The organism is Mesorhizobium sp. 2RAF21 (assembly GCF_052115345.1).
In the GTDB taxonomy this organism is placed as follows: domain Bacteria; phylum Pseudomonadota; class Alphaproteobacteria; order Rhizobiales; family Rhizobiaceae; genus Mesorhizobium; species Mesorhizobium terrae.
Genome location: NZ_JBFRGM010000041.1, coordinates 1 through 21,215, shown reverse-complemented (window position 1 = coordinate 21,215; position 21,215 = coordinate 1). Strand labels below are relative to the sequence as shown.

Sequence of the window (21,215 nt, the reverse complement as noted above, 5' to 3'; positions counted from 1 at the left end):
TGTCAACGGCGGAGCAAAAACCGGCCACGGGGCGGCGTAAAAGTCGGCCACTTGGCGCCGCAAGCGGGGAACGTCGGGAGGGCGTAGCCCGACCAGAGTTTCCCGCTTGCGGCGCCGGCGTTTTTTGTTGGGGTTTCAGCCGACCTTTCGGGCTCGGCTCTGGGCGAGACGGTAACTTTCGCCGTTCATCTCGAGGATATTGACGTGGTGGGTGACGCGGTCGAGCAGCGCGCCTGTCAGGCGCTCGGATCCGAACGTTTCGGTCCATTCGTCGAACGGCAGGTTGCTTGTGATCAGCGTCGAGCCACGTTCGTAGCGTTGCGAGACCAGCTCGAACAGCAATTCCGCTCCAGTCTTGGAGAGCGGCACGAAGCCCAGTTCGTCGATGATGAGCAGCTTGCAGGCGGCCATCTGCTTCTGGAAGCGCAGAAGTCGCCGTTCGTCGCGGGCCTCCATCATCTCGCTGACCAGGGCGGCTGCGGTGATGAAGCCGACGGACAGGCCCTTCTGGCAGGCGGCCAGACCGAGGCCGAGCGCGACATGCGTCTTGCCCGTGCCGCTGGGTCCAAGCGCGATGACGTTCTCGCGCCGCTCGATCCATTCGCAGCGCGCCAGTTCCAGCACCTGCATCCTGTTCAGCTTGGGGATGGCGTCGAAGTCGAAGCTGTCGAGGCTTTTGACGACCGGGAACTTGGCCGCCTTGATGCGTCGCTCGACCTTGCGGCGATCCCGCTCGATCATCTCCCGCTCGGCCAGCCGGGTCAGGTATCCGACGTGATCGACGCCTTCGCTGGCGCATAGCCGGGCCAGCTTCTGATGCTCGCGCAGAAAGGTCGGCAGCTTCAGGGTTTTGAGGTAATGGGAGAGCAGGATCTCGGGAACCTCGGCGTTCATGCTGCTTCTCCCGCATCCGATGACAGGAGGCGCATGTACGCCTTCGCCGAGGTCTTCTCGACCGTCGCCCTCGGCAGGTAGGGGTAGATGGACAGGTCCAGTCGCGGCGGCCGGCGCTCCACCCGGCACAGGAGAAGATGTTTGACGGCGTCGAAGCCGATCGCCCCGAGATGCAGGGCCTGCTTCACCGCCGCATGCAGATCGGCAAGCTCGAAGCTTTCCAGAAGCCGCAACACTTGCACATACTCGCGCCGGCCATGCTTTGCCATGCGCGCTTCCATCAGGCGACGCAGTGTGGCGAACTCTGCGGGCAGGTCCCAGTCCTGGAGAGGTGCTGCCTGATCCAGCGCATTGATCTTCTGCTCGATCAGCGGCAGGTAATGCAGCGGATCGAAGACGACGTCTTCCCGCTCCCAGCTTCGAGGATGGCGGGCGATGATCTCGCCACGGCAGCCAATCACCACCTCGTCGATATAGCCCCGGACCCAAACGTCCTGATGGCCATAGGCGACCGGAACAGAGTAGTCGTTGGTCTTGTAGCGAACCAGAGATTGCGCCGTGACACGGGCGCTGGCCTGGTCGCAGGCATCGAAGGGTGATGCCGGCAACTGGCGCATGGCGGCGAGATCGCGTTGCAGCCGCTCGCCGATCGTCTCGCTCTCGCCCCGCAGCCTGTCACCCTGGCGCTTGCGGCACTGCTCCTCGAGCCACAGATTGAACTCGTCCCACGATGCAAAGCGCGGGATCGGCACCATGAAGTTGCGCCGGGCATAGCCGACAAGGCCCTCGACGTTCCCCTTGTCATTGCCTTTCCCTGGACGGCCATAGCGATCCCGGATCAGGTAGTGGGACAGGAAGCCTGAGAACAGAGCCGCCCGCTTGCGTGTGCCGTCAGGCAGGATCTTCGCCACCAGGCAACGGTCATTGTCGTAGACGATCGACTGCGGAACCGCCCCGAAGAAGGCAAACGCATGGATGTGGCCATCCACCCAGGCCTCCGACACCGCCGCCGGATAGGCCCGCACATAGCAGGCGTCGCTGTGCGGCAGGTCGAGCACGAAGAAGCGCGCCTTCTGCTCGACGCCGCCGATCACCACCATCGCCTCGCCAAAGTCGGCCTGCGCGTGACCCGGCGGATGCGACAGCGGCACGAACACCTCCTGGCGGCGCTGCTCGCGCTCGCGCAGGTAATCCTTGATGATCGTGTAGCCGCCGGTGAACCCGCGCTCCTCGCGGAGACGGTCGAACACCCGCTTGGCCGTATGGCGCTGCTTGCGCGGAACCTTCAGATCCTCATCGAGCCAATGCTCGATGGTCGAAACGAATGCGTCCAGCTTCGGCCGACGCACCGGGGCGGACCTTCAGATATAATTCCACGGTGTAGATCCCCGAACCCTCCTGCGAACAGTGCAGAAGGGAAATAGGTGGCCGGATTTTAATCCGCCCGCAGCAGGACTATCCCGCCGCTACCGTGGCAGACTTTCTCACCGCCGCTCTCACCGAAGGCCATCCGGCCGTAGCGGGGCTGGGTTCTAGCTGGCCACACCTCCTCGGCTACAACCGCGTCAGCATGAAACCGGAAGGTGAACTGGTGGCGTCTGTTGGCAAGGATCCCCTGATCGCCTGCGGCTCGTTTGGCAAGGGACGATCAGTGGCCTTCACATCCGATTGCGCGCCGCACTGGGCGCCGGAGGCATTCGTGACGTGGGATGGTTACGCGAAACTCTGGCAACAGATTACGTCGTGGACAGCGAGTTTGTCGTGACTGCGATTGCGCCTAACGGTTGCGCAGAGCGGATCCATCTAAATTTTGTCGCCGCCTTCGACGGCATACCAGCAATCGTCGAGCCGGTAGACACCTTCCCCAGTCAAACAGCAAGCCGTGCTAGCGCGTACTGCGTAAGTATCCGTTCTTGTTTCACCTAATTGCATTCGTTTTTTACGGCAACATTCAGTGTAGGCCGTTCGACCCGGATAAGGCCGTGAATCCAATCACTAAACGCTCGGATGGCAGGGCGGTTTTCTGCGGCTTCGGGATAGAAGATGGCGATTAGCTTGGCAGCTTTCACGTCAAAGTCGAAGAGCCGCACTATTCTGCCGGCGTGGATATCTTGCTCTACGAGGGAACGCATCGCGATGCCGATGCCTTGCCCCTGCATGGCCGCCTCGATCATCATGTAGGCGCGCGAGAAGGACAGCGATCGGTGCGAGTCGAAAGCCGGCAGGTTGAGCGTTGCGAGCCACTCTTCCCAGCTAGCGCCAAAATCCAAGCCCTCAAGCGTCGTATGAAGGATCGGATAGGTCGAAAGGCTCTCGCTCGTCTCGATTGGATCACTCTGGCGCAGGATCGACGGCGTGCAAATCGGCCAGATCTCGTCCTGAAGCAGAATTTCTTGGCAAATGCCGGATTGGCGTTCGCGCACGAAGCTGATGGCGATATCGACGCCGTTGGCGATGACGTCATCCAAACTCACATACGACAGGAGTCGGACCTCTATGTTGGGATGGAGGTCGACAAACTGTCTGAGACGAGGTGCGAGCCATTTGGCGCCGAAGGAAGGCAGCGATCCTATGACTAGCCTGCCGGAAATATCACCGGAACTAAGGCTGTCCAGCGCCCCTTCGATGTTCAGCAGGGATTTGCGCACGGCGCCGGCGAGAGCCTCGCCCTCGCGCGACAACACCAGCTTGCTGTTCATGCGGTGGAACAACCGCACGCCGAGCTGACTCTCGAGTTGGCTGATCTGCTGGCTCACTGCGGAACGCGTCAGAAAAAGCTCGTCCGCTGCCTTGGTGAAACTCAAATAACGGGATGCGACCTCGAACGTTCGCAACGCCGTAAGCGAGAAATGCGTGAGCGACATTTCAACTCCTAGCCGAGAAGTTCCAGTAACCTGACCTAACCCCACCATCGAATTGTCATATCGGGCTGATGCCATATCCGTCCAGCCGAGGCAGGCAAGGAAACGACTATAGCGGATGCCGACGCCTAACCACACGGACATGGTATTTTCGTGCCGTAAGCCCAGCTTACGGTAAGCGTAAGGTCTTCGCGCTTGTTGGCGCCTCCATTTCAGCAAATGGTGGAGGCGGAAATGACGAGGGTGACACCGCTGCCGTATGGTCGGCCCCACCGATTGCCAAACGAGGAACGGATGTCCAAGGCGGTTACCAGCGACGGCACGGTGGTGTTTTTCGGGAGCCACGCAGTCGATCACTATCTCCGTTGCGCCTATTGGCCTGCTGAAGGGCAGAAGATCAATGCTCAGCCCGTCGGACGCGTATATGGCGGAATGATCCCAAACGCCGCCACGATCTTTGCGGGTTACGGTCGTCCGCCCGTGTTGATGGGCCCCCTGGAGGACAACGAAGACGCCGATCCGATCCTGGATGAATTGGCGGAAGCCGGGGTTGACACGCGATACATGCGTCGCTCGTCCGAGTTTAAGAATTCCTATGCCTACAACTTCTTGAGCGAAGTCAACGCAAACGAGAAGACGCTGGTCATCGTAGATCCGGGCTATACCTTTGAACTGACGGCGCAGGAACGCGCTATCTTCACTGACGCGAAGTTCATCTACTCTACGATTGCTCATCTGACACGCATTGCCGATATCGAAGACGTCATAGCGGAGGCGCGGGGCAGGGGTGCTAAGCTCTTTATTGATGTTGAGGCGGAGTCGTTTCGCTCAGCAGATGAAGATTGGTGGGCCTTCTCATCCGCTGATTTTCTTTCCTTCAATGATGAAAGTGTCGGCAAGTTTCGAGGTGCGAAGACAAGTGAAGCGGCGATTGCTGAGCTTTTGGCCGCAACAGACGGCGAAGTCATCACGACCCTCGGCAAGGACGGATGCGAGGTCGCCTCGCGGGCCGGAAAGACGAGGATTGTGGGCCTTCGCGTCCCGGCCATTGATCCGCTAGGCGCGGGCGATACGTTCAATTCAACATATCTTTTCGGCCGCGCTTGTGGCCACTCAATAGAGCAGTCGGCCCGGTTCGCAAACCTTGCCGCCGCTCGTTCGACAACACTGATCGGCCCGCGCGGCGGCCGCGCCAGTGTCCAAGCAGTCGAGGATTTTCTGAGGAACCTGAAGCAGGCAGATGCTGCCTCTGCGCTTCCGGTCTAGCCAAAGGCAGCACAGCCAAGAGAGTTGAAAAAGGGGAATCGCATGAAAAAAAATCCCATGCTGCTGGCCGGCACGGCCGTAACCGTTCTCATCGCCGCCACCTGCCTCGCGCAGGCCACGGAGGTAAATGTCACTTCGACCGGCGGTTCCTACCAACGCAGCCAGGAACTCGGCTACGGCAAAGCCTACGAGAAGCTCGGCAACAAGATCAACTGGAACGTATATTCGGGTGGCCTCGGAGAAATCCGCACGCAGGTGGAATCCGGCAATGTCACCTGGGACGTGGTCGACGTGAACAGCGCGGAGGCAAATACGGGCTGCGCTGAAGGCATCTTCGAAAAGATCGATCTCAAGGAGATTACCGAGCCGGCGCCGAATGGCGCCACTGTGGACGATTACCAGGTCAAGCGCACCAATGACTGCTCGGTGGGCACGGTGCTGTATTCGTGGGATTTCGCGTATAACGACAAGGTATTTTCTGGAGAGCAGCCGGCCACGGTGGCGGACTATTTCGACACCAAGCGGTTCCCTGGCAAGCGTGGCATCTGGAGCAGCCCTACCCAGGCGATCGAATTGGCGCTGATGGCTGACGGCGTCGCTCCGAGGGAAGTTTATCAATATCTCGAGAAGTCTGGCGAAGCCGGCGTCGATCGCGCGCTTGCCAAGCTGAAGGCTCTGCATGACGACCCGAATGGCGGGCTGGTGTTCTGGACCGGCGGCGCAGAACCGCCGGAGTTGTTGGCCAAGGGCGAAGTAGTCATGTCCACTGGCTGGAGCGGTCGGTTCTTCAACGCGGTCGTGAAGGAAAATGCTCCAATCAAGCAGGTGTGGGACGGCCAGATCATGGACTTCCAGAACTTCGCAGTCGTAAAGGGCACCCCTCATCTCGACGCAGCGAAGGCATTCCTAAAGTTTGCCACCTCGACAGACCATATCGCTGAAACCGCTCGCTACATTCCCTATGCTCCGTGGCGCAAGTCGGCGGTCGACAAGATTCTGGCGAACGAGCCCTGGTCGGAGGACGGCAAGACGGCCGTTGGGCCTTATCTTTCGACCGCTCCCGATAACATGAAGAACTACATCGAGATGGGCGTCGACTACTGGCAAAATCATCAGGACGAAGTCACCGAGCGTTGGACCGCTTGGAAAGCCGGCCTCTGATCGCCTTGCAACGCCCTGCTGAAGCATCGGACGCGTCCGATGCTTCAGCAGACCCCCTCTGGGAGAAGCCTGGACAATGGCCGAAACATCCCTCTCGCGAGCCCCAGTGAGAACGGTGTCGTGGCGCCCTAAGCCCTCGTCGGCCGTCGGTCTCTGCCTGATCGCGCCACTCGTTCTGCTGGTCATCCTCTTCCTGGTATTGCCACTGCTGCGGTTCGCTTTCCTCAGCGTGGACAACATCAATGTCGCCGGGGCGCTGTCCCGGACGGCACAGGCAATGAAGAACCATCCGGCTGGGCCGGTTCCTGACGATGCGGTGTTTGCCGCGTTCGGGCAGGATCTTGCCCGCGATCCGGAAGGTGTCGCGAAGCTTGCCGCAAGATTGAATTTTTTCGAAGGCGGCATGAACAGCCTGGTTCGCAAAACCACCGCTCAACTCGGTAAGATCGAACCTAACCGGGTCGGTTTCATCACCTTCGACAAACGCTGGGGAGAGCCCAAGACGTGGCGCGCGATAAGCCTAGCAACCCATTCTGTGATTCCGGAATACTATCTCAACGCGCTGGACATGAGGACGTCCGATCCTTCCTCGGCATTTTCCATCGAGGCGAAGCCGGAAGGACAGCGCATATATCTGCGCCTCTGGTCGCGGACGATCTTCGTGGCCCTTTTCGTGGTCAGCGTCTGCACACTCGTCGGCTACCCGATCGCATATTATCTTTCGAAGGCTCGCGGCGCCGTCTTCACCTGCGCTATGGGCCTGGTTCTTCTGCCCTTCTGGACGCCCCTTCTTGCCCGCATTGCCAGCTGGCAGGTGTTGCTGGAATCGAACGGCGTCATCAACAGCATCCTTGTCGGAAGCGGACTCGTCGATGCCGCGAGCCGTCCTCAACTGCTAAACAACCTGTTCGCGACGGTGCTCGTCATGTCGTACGTCTTGTTGCCCTACGCGGTGCTGCCGACCTATGCGGTCATGAATCGCGTGCAGCCATCGCTGTTCAGTGCGGCTCTGACGCTTGGCGCCAGCCCTTTGCGTGCCTTTTTCTCGGTCTATCTGCCGCAGACACTTCCCGGCGTGCTTGCTGGGGGCATTCTGATCTTCGTTCTGTCCTTCGGCTTCTACCTGACGCCGGAACTGGTAGGCGGGCCGAGCGGAAGCCTTATCGGAAACCTGATCGCATACAACTTCTCCCAGTCGCTCAACTGGGGGCTGGCAGGCGCGCTCTCCACGATGCTGCTTCTGGTCATAGCCGCAGCCGCCCTGCTGCTTCGCGCCGTGAGGCCGAAGCCGGCGCGAAAAGCATAGCGAGGCTATCGTGAGGCATCTCATCAAGATCTGGGTCATGCTCGGACTGGCTTTTCTGGCCTTGCCGCTCCTGGTCATTATCCCTTTGTCGTTCACCTCCGGTCAGTACATGGTCTACACGCCGGAGATGGTAGCCCTCGATCCGTCCGCCTATTCGACGAAGTGGTATCTCGAAGTGATCCACGATCGCGACTGGATCCTCGCGTTGAAGAACAGCCTGTTTATTGGCGTGTCAGCAGCCCTGCTATCTACGTTGTTCGGAACCTTGGCAGCCCTAGGCCTGTCGCGGGCGGGAACTCCGATGAAGGGCCTTTGGACGGCGCTGATCCTGATGCCTCAGATCGTTCCGATCGTCGTGACGGCAGGCGGCATCTATGCGGCGTTTTCCGATCTCAAGCTGATCGGGACGTATACCGGCGTCATCATCGCGCATACCGTCCTGGCCGCGCCGGTCGCCGTCATTACCATCAGGGCCAGCCTGGAACGGTTCGACTGGGATTTGGTGGCGGCATCGTCGACGCTTGGCGCAGGACCATTGCTTACCTTCAGAAAGGTCACGCTGCCGCTGATCCGGCCTGCCGTGATCGCCGGGGCGATTTTTTCTTTCGCAACGTCGCTCGACGAGGTCGTCGTGATCCAGTTCATCGGCGCCTACAAGCAGAAAACGGTCCCGATCCAGATGTTGATCGGCCTGCGCGAACACCTCAGCCCGGCGATTCTCGCCGTCGCGACGATGCTCGTTTTTTTTGCGGTCGTGATCCTCATCCTGAGCGAGGTAATGCGCCGGCGCAGCGATGCGTATGCACAAAACACCAGGAAAGCCTGACAGACGCGCGCATCACGCGCGCCGGAAACGGAAAGAACCAAATGCGTAAAGGCACATTGCTCAACGGTTCCCTCACTGCCTTGATCGGGGATCTCGGGCATTCGGACAAGATCATGATCGTCGATGCGGGATGGCCGATCCCGAAGGACCTTCGCTACGATATCTGCCTCACCCACGGCATCCCCCGGCTGACCGAGGTGTTTTCCGTCATCGCCGAAGAACTCGCGATCGAGCGCGTCATCATCGATTCCGAAATGCAAAACCACGGCCCCGAGGTTCACGCCGAGGTGCAAAGCATTATAGCGGCGACCGAACGCGCGCAGGGCGAGAAGGTCGTCGTCGACCATGAGCCGCATGTCACTTTCAAGGAGCATGCGAAGTCGGTGAAGGGGATCATCCGCACGGGCGAGTGTATTCCCTACTGCAACGTCGTGATCGTGGCCGGCCTTGCGTTCAAGCCCCGGAGCCAAATGCAATGAGCGCGACCAGAGATATTGAAGAGATAAGGGTCGAGCCCTTGTCCGCCGAAGCCGCCCAGGGGTTCGGCAAGGCACTCCTCTTCGGTGCGACCCATCCGACCAGCGACGGCGGGTGGTGGAAATGCTGGGAAGGCTGCGCGGAACTGAGCCAGGGTCGGCAATGGGTCGGCTTTGTCCAAGCAGGGGACTCGATGCCCGACATAACAGAGATGGAGCGCGAACCGGGAACCGAGCTCATCATCCCGGTCAGCGGCGAAATTGTGCAGTGCGTCGCGCACGGCGTCCAGGACGCCTCCGGCATCGAGCGGCCCGACGGCCGAACCGCGCGGGCCTTTGTCGTCAAGCCCGGCAGCGCGCTCGCGATGAATGCAGGCGTATGGCACGCAGCGGCGTTCGGCCTGAAGGGCGAGGCTTCGTATTTCTATATAGCCCAGCGACGCAAGGCCGAGGACAGCGAGGGTCGAGGCGGATGGGTGGAGTTGCTTGGCCGGCTGATCCTGCGTCCGCGCGCCGACCAAATGGTGCCGCACATGGCTGCAGGTGATCGAGATGACTGACAACATCATCAGCCGTTACGAAAACGTATCGAAATCCTACGGCGGCCTTACTGTGGTGAAGAATCTCGACCTCGACATCCACCGCGGCGAATTCTTATCGCTTCTGGGACCGTCCGGATCGGGTAAGACAACCACCTTGATGATGCTCGCCGGCCTGCAATCGCCGAGCAGCGGACACATCTTCCTCAATGACCGGCCCATTGAAGGCATACCGCCGCATCGGCGAAACATCGGCGTCGTATTCCAGAACTATGCGCTATTTCCGCACATGACGATTGCCGAGAACCTGGCCTACCCGCTCAAGGCACGGCGAATACCGAAGCCCGAGATAGCACGGCGGGTCCAGCGCGGGCTCGAAATGGTCAAACTCCATGCGCTCGCTCAACGCCGTCCCACCGAATTGTCCGGCGGGCAGCAGCAGCGTGTCGCCCTCGCTCGCGCGCTGGTCTTCGAGCCGAGCATCGTTCTTCTCGATGAGCCGCTGGGCGCCCTTGATCGTCAACTTCGCGAGAGCATGCAACTCGAATTAAAGCAATTGCACCGGGAAACCGGAGTCACCATGGTCTATGTCACCCATGACCAAGCCGAAGCGATGACGATGTCCGACCGTGTGGCTGTCTTCAACGATGGCAGGCTCCTGCAATGCGCTCCGCCACGAGAGATCTACGACCAGCCGAAGAGCGCATTCGTGGCTGAATTCGTCGGCGAGAACAACCGTCTGGCTGGAACGATCGTGGCTTCGGCAAACGACGGTTGCACCGTCAAGGCCGACACCGGGCTCATGATCCGTACCCGGCCGCAGCCAGGGCTTGAAATAGGCGACGCGGTTTTCGTCTACTTGCGGCCTGAGCGGGTGATGGTAGGGCCTGCGGCGGCGAACTGCGAAAACAAATATGTCGTCGAGGTCGCTGACGCTATCTTTCTGGGCGATCATACGCGGTTGCGGCTCGATCTCCCCGGAAATCCGAACTTCACCATCAAACAGAACTTTTTCGGCGACGCCAGGCCTCCGGGACCGGCCGACCGGATTGAATTCGGGTGGACGGTCCAGGCCCCCCAGGTCGTAGCCGCCTAGCGAGCGTTGAACGGAAAGCGATTGCTTTAGCCGCCGACACATTCGGCGGCGCGGCGAGACTCGTCTTTAGAAAATTCAGGAGGAACGGATATAGAAATGAACCGGTTAGAATTTCACAGGCTTTTCAAATCGCCAGGCCCTGTCGTACTTCCCGTCGTGCACGTTCTCGATCATGCGCAGGCAGAGCGAAACGTCAGGATCGCGCTGCACGAGGGCGCCCCCGGCGTGCTGCTGATCAACCACGACATCACAGTCGAGGCGTTCCTTCCGGTCATCCGCGCCATGCGTCGGCAATTCCCGACATACTGGATCGGAGCCAATTTCCTCGCGGTCACCGGCAAGGATGCCTTTCCTATCCTGGGTGATCTTCAGCGTGACGGAATTCGCGTCGATGCATACTGGGCGGATGACGCCCGTATTGATGAGACAAGCTCCGTTGACGACCAGAAAGAGGCGGCGAGCATCGCGAATGCGCGCCGCGAATCGGAGTGGGATGGGCTCTATTTCGGGGGCACCTGCTTCAAGAAGCAGCGGGAAGTCGCGCCAAAGCACTATGAGGTTTCGGCCAGAATTGCCACCTCCTGGATGGATGTCGTCACAACCTCCGGCACAGCGACCGGGCACGCGCCGGAGCTGAGCAAGGTTGCAACGTTCCGCCGTGGCGTCGGCGAGGCCACATTGGCGCTCGCATCCGGCCTCACGCCGGAGAACGCGCATCTTTTCGCGCCGATGATCGACTGTTTCATCATAGGAACCGGAATCAACCGCTCCGGCGACTTCCACAACTTCGATCCGGCCAAGCTCGCGCGCCTCATGACCTTTGTGCGCCGACAGGGGGAAGTCACTGCGACCGATATCTGATGTGATCCTCACAGGGCAATCCAAACGGAGAATAAAATGACAGATGACATGCTGCATGTGATGAAGTGGCACAATGGTGAAAAGGCATATTCACCGTTTTCAGATGCCGAAATGAACCGCCGCCGGAACGATTTGCGTGGCTGGTTGTCTGAGAACAATGTCGATACTGCGCTGTTCACGTCTTACCACTGCATCAAATACTATTCGGGCTAGCTCTACTGCTATTTTGGCCGCAAATACGGCATTGGTAATCGACCACGATAAGGCGACGACCATGTCCGCCGGCATCGACGGTGGCCAGCCCTGGCGCCGCGGCTTTGGCGACAACATCACCTATACAGACTGGCGCCGCGACAACTTCTACCGCGCGGTACGGCAACTAACGGCCGGAGCCAGGCGCATCGGGATCGAGTTGGGATCAGAACAAGAGCAGTGCGAAATCGTACGTTAAGGGCGAACGAAGCGGGAACTCTAGGCAGCCCGCCGCAGCCCAGCTGGAAGGCGAAGCGACCGAAAACCTCCCGGCAGATGCTGCTCGCTATCCCAGGTGTAGATGCCTGTCAGATTGATGTGCTCCCAGCTCAGCGGCGAAATGTGCTTGAGCAGATGATCCGGAATCTCGCGACGCGCGTTGCGTAAGTGGGTGACGGCCCGTTCGATATAGACCGTGTTCCAGTGCACGATCGCACTAACGACGAGGTTGAGGCCGGAGGCGCGGAAGGCCTGACTTTCGAACGATCGGTCCCGGATCTCACCGCGCTCGTGGAAGAAGACGGCGCGCTTCAGCTTATGTGCCGCCTCTCCCTTATTGAGGCCGGCCTGGCAGCGCCGGCGTAACGCTGGACTTGAGTACCATTCGATCATGAACAGCGATCGCTCGATCCGGCCAAGTTCCCGTAGCGCCCTTGCGAGCTGGCTTTCCTTCGGTGAGCCTAGGTCGGCCCGACCATCTTCGGCAACGTCACTTCCAACATGACGCGAGGTGTTCGGTCCTGTGTTGGTGGTCATTCCATAGACTATGCCAGGTGGACCCAGATCGATGACAGGATCAGGCCAAGTTCGACTAGGGTGGAAACGAGCAAACGACCCGACGACGCGAAACTCTCGAAGCGCTGGTGCGGGGTTGGTCGAGGGAGGTAGCGTTTTGCCCGGCTCGACCTTAAAAAAGAAAAGATCCTTGAGCATACTGAGCCGTCCATCGGCTTGAACGGACACTACAGACGCCGTCCAGCGGCATAGAGAGCAAAGTGACCATTGAACTGCGCCATCTTCGGGTCTTCGTCGCGGTCGCAAAAGAGGGCAATTTTCGGCGTGCAGCTGAGCGACTGAACATTGCGCAACCGGCGCTCAGCCGAACAATCCGCGACCTGGAACAACTGCTCGGCGTTCAGCTTTTCGAGCGCACGACCCGTTCCGTGGTCCTAACCGCAGCCGGGCAGGTATTCCTTCCCGAGGTGAATGATCTTCTTGAGCATCTCGCCGCTGCCATTCGCGTCACCCGCCGGGTTGAAGAGGGCGATCTCGGCTCCCTCACCGTTGGCTTCAATGACTTTGCCATAAATGACTCACTGCCGAAGATCATCCGCGACTTTCGCTCGCTTAATCCAGGAATTGAGATCGAACTTCGATCTATGAGTTCACCGGACATGGCCGACGCCCTGCGCAAGCGGCGCTTAGACATCGGCTTCCTTTCCGGCGAGCATCTCGTCGCGGGTTTGGAATATGAAGTGCTGCGCCGTGAGAGGCTGATCTGCCTTTTGCCGAGGGGGCATGCGCTCGCCGATGCCGCGGCCATCGATCTTACCGCCCTGGCCGAAGAACCGTTTGTGCTGGGAGCGACCGGCTCTTGGGACACATTCATCGATGTGGTCGACGCTTTCTGCATGTCTGCGGGCTTTCGCCCGCGCGTGGTGCAGGAAGCAGCCCATTCTGACGGTATCGTCAATCTCGTAGCCGCTGGTATGGGGATATCAGTTTATGTGGACGCGGCCTGGCTTAAGATCCGACAGGACATCGTCCTTCGGCGTTTTCACCAGCATCCTCCGCCGTTCGCGACCGTGGCTGCATGGCATCCAGACCTCAAATCCAAAGCGCTTCAGAAATTTGTCGCTCTCGCTCGAAAGACCTTGCTCGCAAACGAGCGAAACCCGGACGTATTCAGCTATTGATGCCGCAAGCGCATCAATAATGGGGAAATCAGTATTAGAAATTGCCTCATCGAACCAATAGCGTCGACCCAACGGAGACACCGTAAAGACCTCGGGATGAAATGGGAGATTTCGATGATACTGGCACGTACCATCACAGCGTCAGCCAGCGCCTTTGCCCTTGGGCTCGGCCTGGCAATGGGCCTCGCCCACGCAGGAAATACAAACACCTTCCGCATGATGTCCGGCGAGCCGCGCTTTATGGACCCCAACCTGGCGACGGACTACTCCATTTACGTCAATGCCCAGCTCTTCGAGCCATTGGCACGCATAGACGAGAAGGGCAATCTGGTACTTCGCCAAGCAAAGAGCATCGACTTGGCGCCCGATGGCAGAACATGGACCATCACACTCGACCCCGCCTACAAATGGTCGAATGGCGACCCGGTCACGGCCCAAGATTGGGTTTACTCCTGGAAGCGCATTCTCGATCCTAGGCTAGCCAGCGAAGTCGCCCCCTTTTTGAGCGACGTCGAAAATGCCGAAGCTTACAACAAAGGTAAGATCACGGATCCAGACGCTGTCGGCATCAAGGCGACTGGCGAATTTACATTTCAAGTCAAGACATCGGTTGTGGCTCCCTATTTTCGTGCCAAGCTTGCCTTGCCGTACCTGACCCCGGTCCCGAAAGCTGTTGTGGAGAAGGCAGGCGATAAGTGGATCGCGCCAGAGAACATGCTGTCCAACGGCCCATATAAGCTGGCGAGCCGCATCAACGACCAGTCGATCACGATGGAGGCCAATCCATACTACGGTGGTCAGAAGCCGCAGATCGGGAAGATCGAGATAACGGTCGCTTCGGACGATCTGTGCACGGCACAATTGCGAGCTTTCGAAGCCAGAGAGATCGACTTTGCCTCCTGCGTTCCGCCCCAAGACATACCTCGGGTCAAGGCCGACGCAGAGCTTTCCTCGCAACTCGTGCCGTACGCCATTCCAGGCACCATCTGGGCACAGTACGACCTCACCCGTGCCCCTTGGAATGACAAAAGGGTTCGACAAGCGCTAAGTCTGGCCGTCGACCGCAAGGCGATTGTTGCTGCGGTGAGCGATGATACCGCCAATCCGACAGCCACAGTCCTGCCTGCGTCGATCGCAGGCAGTAACACTGCAGATGCGTTGAAGGGATCAGTAGACGATGCGAAGAAGCTGCTGGCCGAGGCCGGGTTCCCGGACGGCAAGGGCTTCCCTCAATTCACCATCACTGCTTCGGCCAATCGTGGCCAGCCGCTGATTGCCCAGCTCCTTCAGCAGATGTGGCAGGACAATCTCGGGGTAACAGCCACGATCAATGTCCTTGAGGAGAACGCATACCGCGCTTGGGTCAAATCGCGAAAAACCGAACCCTACGATGTCATGATTAATCAGTGGTATTCGGACTATTCCGACCCGGCGAATTGGTTCGGCGAGCTCTTCATCGGCGATTATCGCAACAACCATTTCACGACGCCCGAATTCGCCGACCTGGTTGCGAAGGGAAATGTAGAGACCGATCCAGCAAAGCGGATCGAGATCTTCAAGGCCGCCAACAAGATCCTGGAAGACGCGGCACCTATGATCCCCCTCTACAATCCGACTGACCTGTGGCTGATCAAGCCAAACGTCAAGAACCTTCAGCACGAGGGTGTTCTGGATTTATACCATATTGGTGAAGCCAATATCGAATAGAACCGTCGGGAATGGGTGGATCGATGCTGGCCTATATTGCAAGGCGCGTGTTGGCGGCGGTGCCAACGCTGCTTCTCGTCTATACGATGGTGTTTCTGATCGCGCACGTGACCCCGGGGTCGCCTTGGGACGTAGGCTCCAACAGGCCGATGGAGCCCTCGGTCAAGGAAGCGCTCGATGCAAAGTTCCGGCTCAATCAGCCGCTCTACGTTCAATATGTCGACTATCTCTCGGGCGCCCTCCGCGGCGACTTTGGCCCGTCCTATCGGGACCAGTCGCGGTCTGTGGCAGACATCATCACCACTTTTCTGCCCGTCTCGCTGAAGCTCGGCGCCGCCGCGCTACTGCTTGCCATCATCATCGGGCTGCCTCTTGGCGCACTCGCTGCGCTGACAACACACAGATACATCGATGCGGCGATTAGGATGCTAAGTACGCTGGGGACGTCGATGCCGACCTACGTCATCACGTCGGTGCTGATCGTCACCTTCAGCGTGGCGCTAGGTTGGCTACCGACTTTCGGTTTCAAAGGCATCTTTACCGCTTCGGCCATTATCCCAGTGCTGTCGCTAGCGCTGGCGCCAATGGCTGCAATCATTCGCTATTTTCGCACCAGCATGCGCGAAGTTATGCACTTGGACTTTGTGCAAACGGCACGCGCCAAAGGCATTCGGCCCATTCATGTGATCGTACGTCACATGGGCCGCAACGCCCTCATCCCCATAGTGACTGTCGTCGGCGCCTATGCGTCCTACGTGCTGGTTGGTTCGTTTTTTGTGGAGTCGATCGCCGGCATCCCGGGTTTTGGTCGCTACTTTGTCCTCGCCGTGGCGGCGCGCGATTATCCAGTGATCATCGGGACCACCTTGGTCTACGCCGTCTTCGTCATTGTCTTCAACCTTATCGTGGACGTGAGCTATTTCTTGCTCGATCCGCGGGTTCGCGTGGATCAAGCCGGATGACCATCGTCGCTGACACTTCAAGTTCACAGGGCCAGCCGTCGATGGCGACACGTTTATGGCGATCATTGACGCACGAGTGCCAGCAAAGCCCCGCTTTGGCGCTTAGTCTCACATTTTTGGCGCTTGTTGCCCTTCTGGCCCTGGCCGCGCCACTCCTGCCCTACGATGCCTACAAGCAAGACGTGCTGCATCGCAATGCTTTGCCGTCCTTGGCTCACTGGCTGGGCACGGACGAGCTTGGCCGCGACATGGTCTCGCGATTGGCTGTTGGGGCTCGCGTTTCGCTAGTCGTTGCGGTCGTCTCAACACTGATCGCCGTCTCACTTGGCGTGATGGTGGGAACGATATCAGCCTACGCGGGCGGTCGAACCGACAGGCTGGTCATGCGGTTCGTCGACAGTATGTACGCCTTCCCCGACACGCTCTTTGCAATCCTGATCGCCTCGTTGGTAAAGGGGCAACTCAGTGGCCAGGTAACTGGCGCGCTGGAACCGCTGGCCGCCCTGTACCGGCTCTCAGGGGGACTGCTCGGCGTCCTTCTGACGCTCAGTCTCACTTCCTGGCTCACGACGGCGCGCCTGGTACGCTCGCAAGTTATGGGTCTCAAGCACAGCGAGTACGTGCTGTCGGCCCGCCTGTCCGGAGCGAGCCACTGGCGGATCATCCGGGCGCATATCCTGCCAAACTGTCTGCCCGTGATCCTGGTATCGGCAAGCTTTGTGGTGCCAAATGCTATTCTTTTGGAGGCAGGGCTGAGCTTCCTTGGTGTCGGCGTCGACCCACCGACGCCGAGTTGGGGCACTATGATTGCTACAGGCGTGAAGTCGATCCAAGCTTATCCTCATCTGCTGTTGATGCCGGCGTTGGCCATCGGGTTCTCGCTGCTCGCCCTGAATGTTGGCGGCGACGCCTTGCGCGACAGGTTCGATCCCGCTCTCCGCGGCCATGGGAGTGTCTGATGGCAGCCCTTCTCAAAATCCGCGACCTGCGTGTCTCATTCTCTATCGGAGCCAAGTTCTTTGGCCGAGGCAGAAATGTTCGCGCCGTGGACGGCATCGACCTCGACGTTACGGCTGGCGAGACACTGGCCATCGTCGGCGAGAGCGGTTGCGGCAAAACCACTCTTGGCCGCACAATCGCGATGTTGCAGCGGCCGAGTTCCGGCTCGGTTGAATTCATGGGTGTACGGCTCGACAGGCTGCGGTCCAAGGATTTGCGCAATGCCCGCCGAAGCATGCAGATGATATTCCAAGATCCAAATGCCAGCCTTGATCCTCGCCAGAGTGTTGAGGCGATCGTAACGGAGCCCTTGCTGATCGCCGGTGCGAGCACTGCTTTGCGGAAACAGCGCGCGGCGGAACTTCTCGATGTGGTCGGTTTGGGCGCAGAAGCTGGCATGCGTTTGCCGCGCGCCTTCAGCGGCGGCCAACGTCAGCGCATCGGCATCGCTCGAGCACTCGCGGCGTCGCCCAAGCTGATTATCTGCGACGAGCCACTAAGCGCGCTTGATGTGTCTATCCAGGCGCAGATCGTGAACTTGCTGATCGAATTGCAGCGCCGCTTTGGGCTCACCTACATCTTCATTTCGCACGATTTGGCGGTCGTCCGGCAAATGGCGAGCCGAATTGCCGTCATGTACCTCGGCACTGTGGTGGAACTTGCTGATGCGGAGCGGCTGTTTGCGGCACCGCGTCATCCCTACACCGTGGCGCTTTTGTCCGCCGTACCGACACTCGGGGGGCCGGTGCATTCCGCTATGGAGCCTCTGTTGGCGTCGGGCGATCCTCCTTCGCCGCTCAACATGCCGCGAGGCTGTCGCTTCCATCCTCGCTGCTGGTTGCGGAAAAAACTCGGCGATCCGGCGATCTGCACGAGCCAGGAGCCGCGCCTGGTCGCGACAGACACCCACCAGGCGGCGTGCCACTTCGCAGACGAAACCGCTGCTCATGCTGCGGCGCCGCTCCCAGTCGCGGCAGAAGCCTTTTAGGAACCATGGCGATGCTCGTACGTCCCCAAAGCTCGGGCAGGCTGCTCGATGTGATGGATCTAAGTGTCCACATTCCAAGTGCGCGCGGTATCGTGGAGGCCGTGGACGGCGTGTCGTTCGGTATCGATCGTGGCGAGGTCGTCGGCATCGTCGGCGAAAGCGGCTGCGGCAAAACGATGCTCGCACTGTCGCTCATACGCCTCGTGAGACATCCGGGCAGGATCGCAAATGGCAAGATTTTGTTCGCTGGTCGCGATCTGCTGACGCTGCCCGAGCGGGAGATGCGCAAGGTCCGCGGTGGGCAGATCGGGATGATCTTTCAGGACCCGTCGGCCTCGCTGAACCCGGTCATGACCGTCGGCCGGCAGATCGGCGAGGCGATCCAGGCGCACAATAATGTGACGCGCCGCGAAGCGCGAAGGCAGGCGGTCGACATGCTGCATGCGGTCCGTATTCCTGAGGCGGCCGCTCGCGCCCGCAGCTATCCGCATGAATATTCCGGCGGCATGCGCCAGCGCGTCGGTATTGCCATCGGCACTGCCAATCACCCTGAGCTCGTGATCGCCGACGAGCCGACAACTGCGCTCGACGTCACGGTGCAGGCGCAGATCATCAGCGTTCTGGCGAACATGAATCGCGACGAGGGAACGGCTATAATTTTCATCTCCCACAACATCGCGCTGGTTTCGCAGTTCTGCTCACGAGTGCTCGTCATGTATGCCGGGCGTATCGTCGAGGAAGGTCCGACGCGTGAAGTTTTCGGAAATCCCAGCCATCCCTACACCGCAGCGCTTCTGAAGGCCGTCCCCCGCGTCGATAAACATCTCGCAAACGGGTTGGAAACGATTGAGGGCCGACCGCCCGACCTTGCTCGCAAGCCGAGTGGTTGTGCATTTCACCCCCGGTGCCCGGCGCGAATCGATCGGTGCGCAATTGCCGCCCCGCCCAAATTTACCGTCGCCTTCGGTTATGCGAGCCGCTGCTGGCTCGCGGCAGGCACGGAAGGCGGCGACACCGCTCACGCAATTGAGAATCCTACCAAGGGAAGAACCCGCGATGACGCTGAATGACCTCTCGCCGATACTGCTCGATGCTGCCGCGCCGATGATCAACCCGCGAGATGTCGACAAGCGCTTGCCCGATATGATCGCTGGGGGGCTTGACGCAGTACTCGCAACGGCAGGAGCGATCGAGGATTTTCGCACCACCATGGAAGATGTGGCCAAATGGCTTGAGATCGAGCGCTCCGGCGCTCGCAAAATCAAGATCGCCAGATCGGTTGCCGACATCCGGGAAGCGAAGGCCTCCGGCAAGATAGCGATAGTTTTGCACTTCCAGGGCTCCGATGCGATCGAGGACGAACTCGACTTCATCAACGTTTTTCACGCCTGCGGGCTTCGGGTGATGCAGCTGACCTACAATGCTCGCAATCGGGTCGGCGATGGCTGTTTCGAGATCACCGATGGAGGCTTGAGCAAATTCGGCCGTAAAGTTATTCGCCGCATGGAAGCGCTTTCGATGGCGGTGGATCTCGCCCACGCAGGACCGCGTACCGCCTTGGAGGCAACCGAGGTCGCCTCTCGTCCAATGATCATATCGCATGCAAATGCGCGGGCACTGATGGAGACGCCGCGCAATGTCAGCGACGATTTGATCCGCGCGGTCGCAGCTTCGGGTGGGGTGGTTGGCGTCTGCGCAGCGCCATTTTTCCTGACCAAGGATGGACCCGCAACACTTGACATGCTGATCGACCATGCTGCGTACATCGCCGATCTCGTAGGGCCTCAACATGTCGGATTAGGCTTCGACTTTGCTGAGGAGAATGAGGAAGACTACGTCTACTTCGGCTACGACGAGCGCTACATACCAATGCCGCCGTGGACCTTTCCGTCGCGCATTGCGAGTCACGCCGAAGCCGGCAACCTGGAATCTTCATTGAGGACGCGGGGCTTTGGTGAAGCTGAGATTCGCGGCGTCTTGGGGGAAAACTTCCTGCGGGTTTTCGAGGAAATCTGGGGTTGTTGACATTTCGTAGGCTGCGAGGCTTTCCAACTGCTAGGACATATCCGCGATGCGATGAGGCAGATTCCGTATTTCAGCCAGTGGGAGACACCTGATCTCACCGCCAAAATCTTGGACCAGGGTGTCGAAGTTGCCTTGCGGCAAGATCCTCTTTGGCGTTCGTCTGGGGCATCGTCCATAGACGAATACACCGCATGGGCGTGGAATATTTGCGGTATGGCCTGCCTCAAGATGATCCTTGCAGCTCGCACAGGTATCATTTGGCCAACGATTGAACTTGCAAAAAGATGTGCTGCTTATGGCGGCTATGTCGTCGAACCCGAGACCACAGTTATCAGGGGGCTGATCTACGCACCCTTTGTAGAATTCGTGGGTAAGGAATTCGGTCTGGAGGCAAAGATCGTAACAGGCCTCGTCGCAGAGACGCTGCCTGAGCAGGTCAAAACCTCGGACTTCTTTGTTGCGTCAGTTCACAGTTCGATCCGTTCTCCCAATGGCCACCCGCCAGCAAAAGGTGGTCATCTCGTACTGGTGACAGCGGTGTCAGATACCAATGTCGTCTTCCACAATCCGTCCGGCCTCGATCCGGAAACTCAGATAAACGTCAAGATGGATCTCGCCGTGTTCGGGCGGTACTTCGCAGGTCGAGGCATCGCCATCCACCCCTGAAATTTCCAGAGCGTTTGCCTGCTGGTGCGGCCACTCTCAAAGATTGCGTTGGCGGCGACAGATACTGTGACCGGTCACTGGCGTAGCGGCAACGCAGCCATCACGACGATGTCAGGCACGCAGTAACAATCAGGCGGTTACCGTTCGGCGCGTTGGTCGACGGACTGCTCCATGCCGTGCATGCTCAGGCTCCGAAGCATGATGACCATGCCCCGCTGGCGGGCTTATGACGCATGGCGAAACGATGGGCTCAGCGCGCTTTCAACGTAACCGCTGTTCTCAGGCCACGGCCTTGAGTGGCGCGGGGGCATAGGCCCAGGGCAGCAGGTCGTCGAGCTGGCTTTGCGGATGGCCTGCAACGATGCGAGTGATGACGTCGGCGAGGTAGGCGTACGGGTCGACACTGTTGAGTTT

The 21,215-nt window shown here is 59.4% G+C and carries 22 protein-coding genes and 2 pseudogenes; 19 read left to right on the top strand and 5 right to left on the bottom strand.

What is annotated here, in order from left to right:
- Positions 1-135: 135 nt before the first annotated feature.
- Together istB and istA are read right to left on the bottom strand one after the other, a co-directional pair.
- Positions 136-894: an IS21-like element helper ATPase IstB gene (gene istB / locus AB4136_RS32870; protein ID WP_137902236.1), complete on the bottom strand. Its 759-nt coding sequence runs from the start codon at positions 892-894 to the stop codon at positions 136-138.
- Positions 891-2,258: pseudogene (gene istA / locus AB4136_RS32865) on the bottom strand (IS21 family transposase); the annotation flags it as partial. The gene istB and the pseudogene istA, both read right to left, overlap by 4 nt.
- Positions 2,259-2,365: 107 nt before the next feature.
- On the opposite strand from istA, the gene AB4136_RS32860 reads away from it, so the two are divergent.
- The gene (locus AB4136_RS32860) at positions 2,366-2,659 is read left to right on the top strand and encodes a glutamine amidotransferase (protein WP_441932291.1); all 294 of its coding nucleotides are present in this window, start codon (positions 2,366-2,368) and stop codon (positions 2,657-2,659) included.
- A gap of 157 nt (positions 2,660-2,816) precedes the next feature.
- On the opposite strand, the gene AB4136_RS32855 is transcribed toward AB4136_RS32860, so the two are convergent.
- Positions 2,817-3,758, bottom strand: coding sequence for a LysR substrate-binding domain-containing protein (locus AB4136_RS32855; protein ID WP_171021060.1), 942 nt, complete (start codon positions 3,756-3,758; stop codon positions 2,817-2,819).
- Positions 3,759-4,049: 291 nt separating this feature from the next.
- Between AB4136_RS32855 and AB4136_RS32850 the strand changes: the two genes are divergently transcribed.
- The 10 genes from AB4136_RS32850 (at position 4,050) to AB4136_RS32805 (ending at position 11,737) form a co-directional block, all read left to right on the top strand.
- A complete protein-coding gene (locus tag AB4136_RS32850; protein ID WP_171021061.1) occupies positions 4,050-5,021 on the top strand; it encodes a carbohydrate kinase family protein in 972 nt (323 codons plus the stop codon).
- Positions 5,022-5,063: 42 nt separating this feature from the next.
- Positions 5,064-6,182 (top strand): extracellular solute-binding protein, encoded by a 1,119-nt coding sequence (locus AB4136_RS32845; protein ID WP_137902161.1) that lies wholly within the window; start codon positions 5,064-5,066, stop codon positions 6,180-6,182.
- A gap of 76 nt (positions 6,183-6,258) precedes the next feature.
- Positions 6,259-7,488 (top strand): ABC transporter permease subunit, encoded by a 1,230-nt coding sequence (locus AB4136_RS32840; protein WP_137902162.1) that lies wholly within the window; start codon positions 6,259-6,261, stop codon positions 7,486-7,488.
- 10 nt (positions 7,489-7,498) lie between these two features.
- Complete coding sequence (locus AB4136_RS32835) at positions 7,499-8,314, top strand: ABC transporter permease (protein WP_441932287.1); 816 nt, start codon at positions 7,499-7,501, stop codon at positions 8,312-8,314.
- Positions 8,315-8,355: 41 nt separating this feature from the next.
- Positions 8,356-8,793 (top strand): D-ribose pyranase, encoded by a 438-nt coding sequence (rbsD, locus tag AB4136_RS32830; protein ID WP_137902163.1) that lies wholly within the window; start codon positions 8,356-8,358, stop codon positions 8,791-8,793.
- Complete coding sequence (locus AB4136_RS32825) at positions 8,790-9,350, top strand: ureidoglycolate lyase (protein WP_137902164.1); 561 nt, start codon at positions 8,790-8,792, stop codon at positions 9,348-9,350. The genes rbsD and AB4136_RS32825 overlap by 4 nt, the downstream gene beginning before the upstream one ends.
- Positions 9,343-10,425 carry an ABC transporter ATP-binding protein gene (locus tag AB4136_RS32820; protein ID WP_137902165.1) on the top strand — a complete coding sequence of 361 codons (1,083 nt, stop codon included), beginning with the start codon at positions 9,343-9,345 and terminating at the stop codon, positions 10,423-10,425. Before AB4136_RS32825 ends, AB4136_RS32820 begins: the two co-directional genes overlap by 8 nt.
- Positions 10,426-10,650: 225 nt before the next feature.
- Positions 10,651-11,286, top strand: a complete 636-nt coding sequence (locus AB4136_RS32815) for a BtpA/SgcQ family protein (protein WP_441932285.1) — start codon at positions 10,651-10,653, stop codon at positions 11,284-11,286.
- 36 nt (positions 11,287-11,322) lie between these two features.
- Positions 11,323-11,499 (top strand): hypothetical protein, encoded by a 177-nt coding sequence (locus tag AB4136_RS32810; RefSeq protein ID WP_441932283.1) that lies wholly within the window; start codon positions 11,323-11,325, stop codon positions 11,497-11,499.
- Between the two features lie 61 nt (positions 11,500-11,560).
- Positions 11,561-11,737: a hypothetical protein gene (locus AB4136_RS32805; RefSeq protein ID WP_441932281.1), complete on the top strand. Its 177-nt coding sequence runs from the start codon at positions 11,561-11,563 to the stop codon at positions 11,735-11,737.
- 20 nt (positions 11,738-11,757) lie between these two features.
- On the opposite strand, the pseudogene AB4136_RS32800 reads toward AB4136_RS32805, so the two are convergent.
- Positions 11,758-12,222 (bottom strand): annotated as a pseudogene (locus tag AB4136_RS32800) (Tn3 family transposase); the annotation flags it as partial.
- Between the two features lie 311 nt (positions 12,223-12,533).
- Between AB4136_RS32800 and AB4136_RS32795 the strand changes: the two are divergent.
- From AB4136_RS32795 to AB4136_RS32760, 8 genes are all read left to right on the top strand, one after another.
- Positions 12,534-13,454, top strand: coding sequence for a LysR family transcriptional regulator (locus AB4136_RS32795; RefSeq protein ID WP_083237606.1), 921 nt, complete (start codon positions 12,534-12,536; stop codon positions 13,452-13,454).
- A gap of 114 nt (positions 13,455-13,568) precedes the next feature.
- A complete protein-coding gene (locus AB4136_RS32790) occupies positions 13,569-15,161 on the top strand; it encodes a peptide ABC transporter substrate-binding protein (RefSeq protein WP_441932280.1) in 1,593 nt (530 codons plus the stop codon).
- 23 nt (positions 15,162-15,184) lie between these two features.
- Entirely contained in the window at positions 15,185-16,123 is a 939-nt protein-coding gene (locus tag AB4136_RS32785) for an ABC transporter permease (RefSeq protein ID WP_065996712.1), read from the top strand.
- A complete protein-coding gene (locus tag AB4136_RS32780; RefSeq protein WP_245317382.1) occupies positions 16,120-17,082 on the top strand; it encodes an ABC transporter permease in 963 nt (320 codons plus the stop codon). The genes AB4136_RS32785 and AB4136_RS32780 overlap by 4 nt, the downstream gene beginning before the upstream one ends.
- Positions 17,082-18,110, top strand: coding sequence for an ABC transporter ATP-binding protein (locus AB4136_RS32775; RefSeq protein WP_065996676.1), 1,029 nt, complete (start codon positions 17,082-17,084; stop codon positions 18,108-18,110). The genes AB4136_RS32780 and AB4136_RS32775 overlap by 1 nt, the downstream gene beginning before the upstream one ends.
- An 11-nt stretch (positions 18,111-18,121) precedes the next feature.
- Positions 18,122-19,180 (top strand): ABC transporter ATP-binding protein, encoded by a 1,059-nt coding sequence (locus tag AB4136_RS32770; protein ID WP_441932277.1) that lies wholly within the window; start codon positions 18,122-18,124, stop codon positions 19,178-19,180.
- Positions 19,167-20,135: a membrane dipeptidase gene (locus AB4136_RS32765; RefSeq protein WP_171021062.1), complete on the top strand. Its 969-nt coding sequence runs from the start codon at positions 19,167-19,169 to the stop codon at positions 20,133-20,135. Before AB4136_RS32770 ends, AB4136_RS32765 begins: the two co-directional genes overlap by 14 nt.
- A gap of 51 nt (positions 20,136-20,186) precedes the next feature.
- Entirely contained in the window at positions 20,187-20,801 is a 615-nt protein-coding gene (locus AB4136_RS32760; RefSeq protein WP_137902168.1) for a C39 family peptidase, read from the top strand.
- A 279-nt stretch (positions 20,802-21,080) separates the two neighbouring features.
- On the opposite strand, the gene AB4136_RS32755 is transcribed toward AB4136_RS32760, so the two are convergent.
- Positions 21,081-21,215, bottom strand: a 135-nt coding sequence (locus AB4136_RS32755) for a transposase domain-containing protein (protein WP_441932293.1), incomplete at its 5' end; no start/stop codon positions are given.

Coding starts and splice junctions, on each gene's coding strand:
- AB4136_RS32845 (WP_137902161.1), top strand. CDS start 5,064: ATGAAAAAAAATCCCATGCTGCTGGCCGGCACGGCCGTAACCGTTCTC.
- AB4136_RS32780 (WP_245317382.1), top strand. CDS start 16,120: ATGACCATCGTCGCTGACACTTCAAGTTCACAGGGCCAGCCGTCGATG.
- istB (WP_137902236.1), bottom strand. CDS start 894: ATGAACGCCGAGGTTCCCGAGATCCTGCTCTCCCATTACCTCAAAACC.
- AB4136_RS32855 (WP_171021060.1), bottom strand. CDS start 3,758: ATGTCGCTCACGCATTTCTCGCTTACGGCGTTGCGAACGTTCGAGGTC.
- AB4136_RS32825 (WP_137902164.1), top strand. CDS start 8,790: ATGAGCGCGACCAGAGATATTGAAGAGATAAGGGTCGAGCCCTTGTCC.
- AB4136_RS32850 (WP_171021061.1), top strand. CDS start 4,050: ATGTCCAAGGCGGTTACCAGCGACGGCACGGTGGTGTTTTTCGGGAGC.
- AB4136_RS32760 (WP_137902168.1), top strand. CDS start 20,187: ATGAGGCAGATTCCGTATTTCAGCCAGTGGGAGACACCTGATCTCACC.
- AB4136_RS32770 (WP_441932277.1), top strand. CDS start 18,122: ATGCTCGTACGTCCCCAAAGCTCGGGCAGGCTGCTCGATGTGATGGAT.
- rbsD (WP_137902163.1), top strand. CDS start 8,356: ATGCGTAAAGGCACATTGCTCAACGGTTCCCTCACTGCCTTGATCGGG.
- AB4136_RS32805 (WP_441932281.1), top strand. CDS start 11,561: ATGTCCGCCGGCATCGACGGTGGCCAGCCCTGGCGCCGCGGCTTTGGC.
- AB4136_RS32820 (WP_137902165.1), top strand. CDS start 9,343: ATGACTGACAACATCATCAGCCGTTACGAAAACGTATCGAAATCCTAC.
- AB4136_RS32775 (WP_065996676.1), top strand. CDS start 17,082: ATGGCAGCCCTTCTCAAAATCCGCGACCTGCGTGTCTCATTCTCTATC.
- AB4136_RS32765 (WP_171021062.1), top strand. CDS start 19,167: ATGACGCTGAATGACCTCTCGCCGATACTGCTCGATGCTGCCGCGCCG.
- AB4136_RS32840 (WP_137902162.1), top strand. CDS start 6,259: ATGGCCGAAACATCCCTCTCGCGAGCCCCAGTGAGAACGGTGTCGTGG.
- AB4136_RS32810 (WP_441932283.1), top strand. CDS start 11,323: ATGACAGATGACATGCTGCATGTGATGAAGTGGCACAATGGTGAAAAG.
- AB4136_RS32785 (WP_065996712.1), top strand. CDS start 15,185: ATGCTGGCCTATATTGCAAGGCGCGTGTTGGCGGCGGTGCCAACGCTG.
- AB4136_RS32790 (WP_441932280.1), top strand. CDS start 13,569: ATGATACTGGCACGTACCATCACAGCGTCAGCCAGCGCCTTTGCCCTT.